6 protein-coding genes and 10 tRNA genes are annotated in these 9876 nt (G+C 50.9%); 11 read left to right on the top strand and 5 right to left on the bottom strand.

Annotated features, from left to right (window positions below; genetic code table 11):
• Positions 1 to 284: 284 nt before the first annotated feature.
• The 3 genes from Q0294_RS16850 to Q0294_RS16840 form a co-directional block, all read right to left on the bottom strand.
• Positions 285 to 1544, bottom strand: a complete 1260-nt coding sequence (locus Q0294_RS16850; protein ID WP_299467774.1) for an HDOD domain-containing protein — start codon at positions 1542 to 1544, stop codon at positions 285 to 287.
• A gap of 725 nt (positions 1545 to 2269) precedes the next feature.
• Positions 2270 to 2779, bottom strand: a complete 510-nt coding sequence (locus Q0294_RS16845; protein WP_299467772.1) for a DUF6790 family protein — start codon at positions 2777 to 2779, stop codon at positions 2270 to 2272.
• Positions 2780 to 2985: 206 nt separating this feature from the next.
• Positions 2986 to 4041, bottom strand: coding sequence for a hypothetical protein (locus tag Q0294_RS16840; RefSeq protein WP_299467770.1), 1056 nt, complete (start codon positions 4039 to 4041; stop codon positions 2986 to 2988).
• 175 nt (positions 4042 to 4216) lie between these two features.
• Here Q0294_RS16840 and Q0294_RS16835 point away from each other — a divergent pair, with 175 nt between their 5' ends.
• The 11 genes from Q0294_RS16835 (at position 4217) to Q0294_RS16785 (ending at position 6923) form a co-directional block, all read left to right on the top strand.
• Positions 4217 to 5311 (top strand): prenyltransferase/squalene oxidase repeat-containing protein, encoded by a 1095-nt coding sequence (locus Q0294_RS16835; protein ID WP_299467768.1) that lies wholly within the window; start codon positions 4217 to 4219, stop codon positions 5309 to 5311.
• A gap of 435 nt (positions 5312 to 5746) precedes the next feature.
• Positions 5747 to 5819, top strand: a tRNA-Glu gene (locus tag Q0294_RS16830).
• Positions 5820 to 5893: 74 nt separating this feature from the next.
• Positions 5894 to 5965 (top strand) — tRNA-Lys (locus Q0294_RS16825).
• A gap of 23 nt (positions 5966 to 5988) precedes the next feature.
• Positions 5989 to 6061 (top strand) — tRNA-Thr (locus Q0294_RS16820).
• A gap of 33 nt (positions 6062 to 6094) precedes the next feature.
• Positions 6095 to 6165 (top strand) — tRNA-Gly (locus Q0294_RS16815).
• Positions 6166 to 6172: 7 nt separating this feature from the next.
• Positions 6173 to 6247 (top strand) — tRNA-Pro (locus tag Q0294_RS16810).
• A 39-nt stretch (positions 6248 to 6286) separates the two neighbouring features.
• Positions 6287 to 6361 (top strand) — tRNA-Asn (locus Q0294_RS16805).
• 19 nt (positions 6362 to 6380) lie between these two features.
• Positions 6381 to 6454: transfer RNA gene (locus Q0294_RS16800), tRNA-Leu, on the top strand.
• Between the two features lie 13 nt (positions 6455 to 6467).
• Positions 6468 to 6542: transfer RNA gene (locus tag Q0294_RS16795), tRNA-Asp, on the top strand.
• 9 nt (positions 6543 to 6551) lie between these two features.
• Positions 6552 to 6629, top strand: a tRNA-Leu gene (locus Q0294_RS16790).
• Positions 6630 to 6840: 211 nt separating this feature from the next.
• A tRNA-Leu gene (locus Q0294_RS16785) sits at positions 6841 to 6923 on the top strand.
• A 262-nt stretch (positions 6924 to 7185) separates the two neighbouring features.
• On the opposite strand, the gene Q0294_RS16780 is transcribed toward Q0294_RS16785, so the two are convergent.
• Positions 7186 to 8622, bottom strand: a complete 1437-nt coding sequence (locus Q0294_RS16780; protein ID WP_299467766.1) for a catalase — start codon at positions 8620 to 8622, stop codon at positions 7186 to 7188.
• Between the two features lie 237 nt (positions 8623 to 8859).
• Complete coding sequence (locus tag Q0294_RS16775) at positions 8860 to 9744, bottom strand: LysR family transcriptional regulator (protein WP_299467764.1); 885 nt, start codon at positions 9742 to 9744, stop codon at positions 8860 to 8862.
• Positions 9745 to 9876 lie beyond the last annotated feature (132 nt).

Raw genomic sequence — 9876 nt, 5'->3', positions numbered from 1 at the left:
AATTGCTGCCTTATTGTAAACAAGTCAGCTGAGGATTAGTTCCTCGTTTTAAGTTGGTGCAAGTGAAAAAGCACCGGCGACAATCGCAGCGACGTGGTAATGCCGCTGTTCCCACATTTCAAAACAGGTGAAATTATGGACGTCGGTGCTGAAGACATCGATGTTTACAATACACAGCTCGCAGGAACGGAAGTCAAAGATTGACTGGGCTCCGTAACACGAAAATAAACTCGCTTCTCAGCGATCAATGGTGGTTCGTCTGAGTTGATCGCGAGGAGCCGAATTTACATCGCGAAAAATGCGCGAATTTTTTGAACGGTTGTGGGAAGGCAGATTGTGGAGCCTGGTTTAAACAGTGATGCATCCCGCTTGTTGCGAATAATCCCTGAGGGATTTGGCGCGTTCTGAGAATCAATAAAGTGTCGGAGTTGTTCGCCTCCGAGCGACGCGCCGTCAACCAAGTCACAATGTGCCAGTTCCAGTCGTTGATCATTGATCTGCAGTCCAACTGATGCGAGCAGGGGAAATAGCAAGTCTGATGAAGTTCCGGCAGCGGAATGATATTCGATCGGTACTGTCATCGGCTGCGACGGCTGATCTGTTCCCGATGCGGATTGAAGCTGGTGAATCGTGACCTCAAAATCGCAGGCTTCACGAATTAAGCAGAGCATTCTCTGAATAGATGGCATGTTGAATTTGTTCAGAATTGCCTTATGGGGTACATCAACGGAATCACTGGATTCCCAGAGGCCCATTGCGGTACGAGAAAGCAAGAGGGCGAGCTTTACGATTTCAATTTGTTTACGCGTGTGGTCCGGCAATGAGATTAATTCCTCGAATGTGCGCGTCACATTCTCCAGGGGAAGTCTGGTCGTTGCTGGAATGCGCCATGTCGAAAAGAACCGTGCGCCTACCTGGCCGTAGGAAAGTCCGAAGGACGCTTCTTCAGCTAAGTCCAGTGACTCGCCGGTTTCCAGACAGTGTTTGGTTAATTCGTGATGTTCGTCGGGAAACAGTGTTGCCAGAACGATGCGCCCGATCGGGTGAAGCAAGGCACACAGAAACGCCGAACCGTCTGAGTCGGCAAACTGAGTCCGCTCGATAATTCGAACGGCTTTGCTTGCTGCAAGGCTTCGCTTCCAGAGCAGTTCAGGGTTAAGCCAGGGGAGATTGCACTCCAATAACGCGCGCCTCGCCCCATACAAGATGGCTAACTCACCGATGCTGTGTGGTCCCATCAGCAAGATCGCTTTTTCCAGACTGTCGATTTCTGCGGCTTCAGGGATCAGGCGGATTAATACCAGGACGGTAATCCACGATACAATCGCGGTGCAGGCTTTGATCAGACCTGAGAAGCGATAGACGGGCCACCAGAAAATGCCTGCTTCGATGAGGTGCCCGAAACCGCAAAACAGAATAAAAGCAGCGAAAAGCCAGATTATTTTTGGAAACGGTAAATCTTTGCGCTGAAGCAAAAAGTACAACAGCACAACCGGGATGGCGAAGTAAGCTCCGAAGATGGCAATGTCAGAAATGATGTGCATCCAGCCTGTGTCCAATGACCAGGTCCCACAGTACCAACGAGCTGGGAAGTCACTGGTGTCGAAGAGTTTGGTGAAAAACGTCCCCGGTCCTTCGGCACTCATTTCGGCTGTGGAAGGAGCCTTTTGACACAGGCTGTGGTCGCATTGTCCGGGTGCACTCGAATTCAACTCCGCTTTCGAGCCAGCAGCCTTGAGAGACGATGTTCCATAAAATGCAACGATCCCCAATATCAGGATATGGATTATTATTCGGATTCGAAATTTCGTTTTGATTTGTGAATACATTGCTGATTCTTATTTGAAAAAATGAGAACAACGGTTTGTTTTCAGGTTCTGGCAAATACTGCTGCGCGACTTCTTCCGCGATATCGATTCTGGTAATCCAAGAGTGGTATCACGGCGACAGACTGTCTCTTTACTGCTGTTGCCTCCATCCAAAAATTAGGTCAGATATCCGGAATTCGCGTTGAGAATTCGCTATAAACCCTCAGTTAGAGTGGTTTTCCTCACATCAGCAGAAGCCAAATTGTCTTGCTGGCCAGAATGCAACGGTGAACGGGCATTGAATCGCAGCAGAATAGAGGGACATGCCTCAAGTTGATTCAGGAAAATAGATGTGTCGGGAGATTAAGGAAGATCTGACGCGATTTCCAGAACAGTAAAAGATGGAATAACCAGAACCGGCCGGGTGCAGAGCGGAATGGATCTACATTGAAAAATCCAGGTTAACCGCGACGCGCGAAGCGATACTGCAGCCCTAAGAGCAAAAACCCAAGGATAGGAATCAGGAGGTCCGTGTAGAAGATGATACCTGCATTGCCGGGGGCAAAATTGTGCGCACTCACCATCTGATAGATGTGGCCGCCAGCCGCACCCAGCAGGAACATGGACGGTCCAATAACCGCAGCGGCCCGCATTCCCAGACTTCCTCGGAAAGCCAGAAAACCAACGACCGCATATCCCAGGCTGGCCGTTCCGACTTCAAACTGAAACGGGCTCTGTTCCCAGCCGATAAACCGGGCCGCCATTTCACCAAAAAAGGAATGCATGATGAAATTATAGAAAAGAGAAAACCCGATCGAGTATAACAGGAAATAGGAGAACAACGCTTCGACAATAACCGCCGCCGACCGGGGACGCGGCTTCCTCAGAAGCGATATTCCGGAAGCCAGCAGCCCCAGGATCAGGAAACTGAGCGTGAAATTTTCAAGTACCAGTGGGATGAGCGTGTTCAATGTAGGCCTTTGATGCTGAGGGTCAGGAATGAGGTGTCTATATTGTATTTCGATTCACTGTCTGAAAGTTATAGTTGGATCTTGATCAGTTTAGCGTAGATCGAATGAAAAGTGATCCAGCTATTGATACGGCCGCTATTTTTGCATCCTGAAGATCATGATTAAAGGTGAGACTGGGAATGCATTGAATTCTTTTTGATAGAATTTCACTCTATTACAAACTTCTGAATGCGATGATTATAAGCATCGACCACGTATAGATTTCCTTTGCTGTCGAAGGCCAAGCCGTGCGGAGCGTAAAACTGGCCGGGGCCGGTTCCCTGTTCCTGCACCAGACCGCGAAGATAAATTCCCGCTGGCGAGAATTGCTGAACGCGACCACTGACGGCGCTGATCCAGAGTTGATCGTTTTTATCAAAGCAGACCGCAATCGGCCCGCGCAGTCCGCCTGCTTTACGGTCTTTGAAGCCGGTAAACAGGCCACCCAAGCCGCCGGGTTTGTCTGCGTCTGATCCCCATTCCAGAATGTATTTCCCTTCGGCTGTAAATTTTTGAATCCGACAGTTTGCTCCTTCCGTTGTCCACACATGACCTGCCGAATCAAAGGCAATAAACTGTGGCCCTCCGACGCGCGAGTTTTGCGAGGACTTGCCGCCAAACTGCCCCGGTTGATTTCCATATTCGCCCCACTGAAACAGGAACTTGCCATTCGGATCAAAGACCTGGATGCGGTGATTGGTCTGGTCGGCGACATAGATGCGTCCATTTTTCGCCACAGCGATCCCGCCGGGACAGTTGAACTGACCCGGTTCGCTTCCCAATTCTCCCCATTGTCGGATCAGCTTTCCTTCAGTTGAATAAATTGAGATGCGATCGCCGATTTTATGCTTGCTCGACCCCGAAGCCAGAATGTGTGACAGAATCAGGTTCCCCTGTTTGTCGAACGCGAGGCCTCCTGGATTGGGCAGAACCGGAAAGTGGGCCAGTAATGTTCCCTCGCAATCAAACTTTTGCACCCGATCATTCAAATGGTCTGTGACAAAAATTTCGTCCGCTGCATTGATGGCGATGTCGATCGGGAAATCAAACTCACCCGGTTTTGATCCCTGCTGCCCCCAGGTTTTCTGGAAGACGATTTGCTGAGGTTCAGCGGCGGGTAACAGAGAAACAGAACAGAGATCCAAAACAAAAAGGGACAAGCAGCAATACAGCCAGTTGAGCGCACGCGTATTGAAAGCATTGTTTTGTTGTGATATTACCATGTTCTTGCATGTTCCTGCATAGCTTCTGGAGTATGAAACGGAATCCCATCTTAACCAGTCATGTCTTAGAACTCAAAAAGATTCACAGGAACATCAGTTTCTGCTGAAAATCTCGTTATCAGGGGGCTGGTGTGTGCGTAGAATGGGAGATATCACATTATTTATCGAGTTCTTTATGTCACATCGAGAAAAATCGGAAGGTTTTCATTCCGAACCGAAGTACTCCCGTCGCTTTGCATTGGGAGCAGCACTCTGGAGTGGCCTGGCTGCTGTGCGAGGCTGGTGGGGAGGTCAATCGGCCCAGGCGGCTGCGTTGCCTCTCGATCATGTCACGCCGCAAACTGCGACTGCGATCGAACACGGACTGAAATGGCTGGCGGCCCGGCAGGTTGCCGATGGCGGATTCGGCAGGCGCGGCTCGTACGCACGCAATGTTGGTGTTTGCGCGCTGGCGGGAACGGCGTTTCTGTCACACCGCGGGATGACTGGACCCTATCGCAGGCAGATTCAAGAGAGTATTCGGTATCTCACCAGCAGAGCACAGGAGGATGGCTTTCTCGTCGAAGCTGACGTCAAGACGCATGCGCCGCTCTATGGACATGGATATGCCACGATGTTTTTTGGGCAGGTGTTTGGCGAATCGTTTGACCCGCGAGTGCGTGATGTTTTGAAAGCAGCCACTCAACTGATTTTGAAGTCACAGAACGAGCAGGGGGGCTGGTGTTATACTTCCGATCCTGAAGATGCAGACGTGTCGATTACCACCTGTCAGATAATGGCCCTCTTTTCTGCGCAACAGGCGGGCATTGCTGTCCCGCGCTCGGCCATTGATCGTAGTGTCAAATTTCTACGGCAGGCTCAGAATCCGGATGGCGGATTTCGCTACCGTTTGAATGATCCTCCCGAGTCACTCTTTCCCCGCTCGGCAGCGGCGGTCGTCGCGTTAACATGCGCCGGCCTGCAAGACGATGAGGTCGTGCAGCGCGGTCGGGACTATCTGCGGCAGCCGCACCCACCGCTGGAACTCTCGCCGGGACAACTGGCCGAGTACCATTTCTACGGCCGCTTTTATGCGACGCATGCCGCCTGGCAGGCGGGAAAAACCGAGTGGGACCGCTGGTATCCGACGGTTCGCGATGAATTGTTATCGCAGCAATCACCTGCAGGCGCCTGGCACGACGCGAATATCGGCGATGAATACGCGACCGCGATGGCGTTGATTGTGTTGCAGTTTCCTTATGGAAATGTGCCTCTGCTGGCGATACGCTGAATTTTAGAATGTTTTCAAATAATTCAGTCTAAATTTCAAATTTTCGGAATTATAAAGAGGCCCTCGCGCATCTAAAATGTTGTGTTTTTTCAAAAACAGGCGAACCGTTTTCTTTGTTCTGTCTCTATGTAGGCAGACCGTTTATAAAACACCGAACACTTTTTTAAACTACGGGACTTCATCTTCCATGTTTTCTTATCTGCCTTCAATCAATATCAATGCCTATCCCAAAAGCGATTTGAATGCCGGCCTCCCGGCTGAAGAATTACTCGCACTCGGGTTGCGCTGTTGACATCTGGTTGAATTGTAGAACCTTTCAATCACCCGGTGTCGCAAGGCAGCGGGTTTTTTCGTGTCTTTATTTTTCCGCAAAATCAATTTTGTCTAACGCAGGTGCCGCCTTGGTCGCATTGCGTTCGGGTACGTACTTAATCTGGCCCGTTCAACTTCTGGTGAGGTTACCGGCCTTTCACGCCGGGTAGGTTGGGTTCGAATCCCACACGGGTCACTTTTATATTTATTAAAGAGTTTTTGTTATGGATTTGGTTTTTCATTCTAAACGCACGGCCCCCTGTTCCTTTCGGGGTCGTGGTGTAATGGCAGCATTACTGGCTTTTAACCAGTCAGGTGGGGGTTCGAGTCCCTCCGACCTCATTTATTTAATCTGAATGAAGCAGGCATCGGTCGTCTAAGCAGGTAAGACATCGCACTTGTAATGCGACAATGTGGGTTCGATTTTCAACTGATGCTCTTTGGTTACTTTAAGTGCTTGAAAACAATTCAGCGCCCATGATGTAGCGGCAGCCTACTGTCTTGCCATGGCGGAAGTGCGGGTTCAATTCCCGCTGGGCGCTCTTTAAACAGGGTGTGGGGAAGTCTGGCTAACCCGCGTGCCTTGGAAGCACGAGATCACTGGTTCAAATCCAGTCACCCTGACTCCGCAGAATGCGGGAAATTGTGAGAGAAAATAAATAATGCGGTGGTACTCGTGCTGGTACGGGTGGGCGGCTGTTAACCGCTCTGACGCAGGTTCGATTCCTGCCACCGCAGCTTGAATGAAAACGAATCTGGCTCGGTAGGCAACTGGCAGACCACTTTGGCTTAGAACCAGAGATGCTGTGGGTTCGAATCCCACTCGAGCTACTGAAAATGATATGTCCTCGTGGAGCTGTCCGGAAAGCTCGTCTGCCTGTCACGCAGAAGGTCGTGGGTTCAAATCCCATCGGGGACGCTTAAAAACGGCGCGGTATGCAAACTGGTAAAGCAACGAAACTTAAAATTTCGTGATTGTCTGCGGGTTCGACTCCCGCCCGCGCTACTGACCAGTGGCCAGATTTGTGACAGCATCTCCAGGGCCATCTGGACCGAGTCGATTCAAAAGGGAGTTGTAAGGATTAAGGGAATCAATACAGGATAAATTTACTTGCGTTGGCTGGGCATTGGCGAGCCCCGGTGGCTGTAACCCACCCGCTTTCATAGTTTTGGCGGTTCGACTCCGTCCCAACGCACTTTGATTATGGTTTCACTATGGCCAAGTGGCGAAACTGGAAGACGCGCGACTCTCAGAAAGTCGTTCCCTCAGGGATTGCGAGTTCGAATCTCGCCTTGGCTACTTTTTTGACGCAGAGGGGCAGGTGCCCAGCCGACTCTCATAAGGTTGGACCGCCCGGATCGTTACCGGGCTCTGCTATTTTTTTTGACTGTTTTTTCTCAAATGGGCTGGCATGTACCTTGGGGGCGACTGACTTTTGCAAAGTCGGTGTGTTGGGTTCGATTCCCATCCGGTCCACTTTATTTTCGATAGTATAAAAACGTAACCACTCCCGACTGAATCGCAGCCGGGAGTGGTTGCTGTTTTGATTTCGGTCGTCTTATCAACTTTTCAAAGCCTCTTTCACGCCGGCGGCATACACCGGGGCGACCAGTTCAAAGTGTTTGAGCTGGCGGTCGACGATTTCTTGCGGCACGCCCTGCATGGCGGCGGCGAGGTTGGAGAACAGACGAGCCTTCTGTCCGTCATCGAACAACTGGAACAGCGCACGGGGCTGAGAATAATCGTCGTTGCCTTCGCGGTGATCGTAGCGGGCGGCATCGCCGGAAATTTTCAACGGGGGTTCGGCGACATCTGGTTTCTCGACCGGGCCGTTGAAGGAGTTGGGTTCGTAGTAGGCATCCACGGGGCAGCCGTTCGATTTGAAGTGCATCGCGCCATCTTTGTGATAATGATGCACGGGGCACTTCGGTTCGTTGACGGGCAGGGACTCGTAATGAGTGCCGATACGATGTCGGTGTGCGTCAGCGTAGGAAAAGACGCGTGCCTGCAGCATTTTATCGGGCGAATAACCGATGCCGGGGACGATATTCGAGGGGGAAAACGCGGCCTGCTCGATTTCTGCGAAGTAGTTTTCCGGATTACGGTTCAGTTCCATTGTACCTACTTCAATTAACGGATAGTCGCCGTGCGGCCAGACTTTGGTCAGATCAAACGGATTGTAAGGCGTCTGATCGGCGTCGGTTTCCGGCATGATCTGGATCTGAAACTTCCATTTCGGAAAGTCTCCTTTTTCGATGGCGTAGAACAGGTCTTCCTGCGTGCTTTCACGCGTTTTGCCGACCACCTGTTCTGCTTCGGCGTTAGTCCAGTGTTTGTGTCCCTGCTGAGTTTTGAAGTGAAACTTGACCCAGAAACGTTCGTTTTTGTCGTTGATGAAACTGTAGGTGTGGCTGCCGTAGCCGTTCATATTACGAACGCCGACCGGCAAGCCACGATCTGAAAACAGAATGGTGACCTGATGCAGTGACTCGGGCGAGAGTGACCAGAAATCCCACATCGCGGTGGGGGAACGCAAATTGGTTTTGGGATGTCGTTTCTGCGTATGAATGAAGTCCGGGAATTTATAGGCATCGCGTACAAAGAAGACAGGCGTGTTATTGCCAACCAGATCCCAGTTCCCTTCTTCCGTGTAGAACTTCAAGGCAAAACCGCGCACATCGCGTTCGGCATCGGCGGCACCTGCTTCGCCGGCAACGGTTGAGAAACGGGCCAGCATGTCTGTTTTGGTGCCCGGCTGCAGCACTTTTGCTTTGGTGTATTTGCTGATGTCCTGTTCGATGGTGAGTGTGCCATGCGCGCCCCAGCCCTTTGCATGCACGACGCGTTCGGCGATGCGCTCTCGGTTTTGATGAGCCAGTTTTTCGAGCAACTGGTAATCCTGCAGCAGGACAGGTCCACGCGGTCCAGCAGTCAACGAGTTCTGATTATCGGGGACCGGGGCACCGCCGGTTGTGGTCAGCGTAGGTTTTTCGCTCATTATATCTGCTCCTTGATTGGTCATCCGGGTTTGCCGCCATCTGAGCGGCTGACAGGTTTGAGTCCGATTGGACTATAAATCAGCAACAGTCAGCTCTCTGTTGCTGCTGAACTATATGGGGTGGGATGGAGTCTGTCTAATGCAATCTCCGGATAGCAGTCATATCTGAAATGCATCGAACAATGAAGATTGTAAATGCCAGCTGACTGATGCGTTCGGAAAGATCATGGTTTTCTGCTATTTACGGTTTTGAGAATAAGCGTGAAGTCGGGCTTTGAACGCCTGTTGCAGGCGACTTTGAAAACGGTAGGGGTTCCACACCACGGCAATTTTGCGTGTGGGTTTGATGCCACTGAGCGAGCGATAAACACGGCGGCCCGTTTCATCGATGTCACGCGCCATTTGCGGGATCATCGAGATGCCATGCGACAGCGAAACGAGTTCCTGGACCATCGTCAGTTGACTTGTCCGTTCAACCGCAACGGGGTGAAAAGAACGATGATGGCAGAAGGAAACGATATTGTCAGACAGACAGTGTGCTTCGTCTAACAGGACGAATGGGTACGACTTGATATCGTTCAGACGGATCTGAGGTTTGTTTAACAGCGGATGCTCCAGAGGCAGGACCAGCAGTAGTTCTTCCTGAAACAGCTCTTCTACTTCCAGGTACCTGGCAGGGACAGGTAGTGCGAGAATGGCAAGATCGATTTCGCCCTGAGTACAGCGGTGGAGTAGCTTATCGGTGGTATCTTCCTGCACGATGATAGTGGCTTTGGGAAATTCAGTGGAAAACTGGCGGAGTAAGCCGGGCAGAAAGTAAGGGGCGATGGTCGGGATCGCTCCCACGCGAATCTGGCCGCTTTGACCATCGTCAGAGATTTCCGCTTTGGTATCTTCGATGAGCGACAGTATCTGTTGCGCGCGTGACTGTAATAGTTTACCTGCTTCTGTCAGCGCCAGGGATCGTGTTTTTCTTTCGAAGACCGGCTGTCCCAGCTCGTCCTCGAGTTTTTGGATGGAGCGGCTCAACGCCGGTTGTGAGATCATCAACTCTTCGGCCGCTCGCGTAAAATTACCCCGTTCTGCAACACGAAGAAAATAGCGTAGCTGATCGACTTCCATCAACTGATCCTCCAGACTTGGTTTATAATTAAAATGTATATAATGATATAGGATAATGCACTAAGGGTATCGCGAGTGTATTTAAGTAAGCAAAATCGGCAGAGAAATCAAAATTTCCACAAACAACTGTTG

The sequence above is a fragment of the uncultured Gimesia sp. genome, from assembly GCF_937919775.1.
Lineage (GTDB): Bacteria > Planctomycetota > Planctomycetia > Planctomycetales > Planctomycetaceae > Gimesia.
Note: the sequence above shows the minus strand (reverse complement) of the source record. Positions and strands in the feature narration are given on the sequence as shown.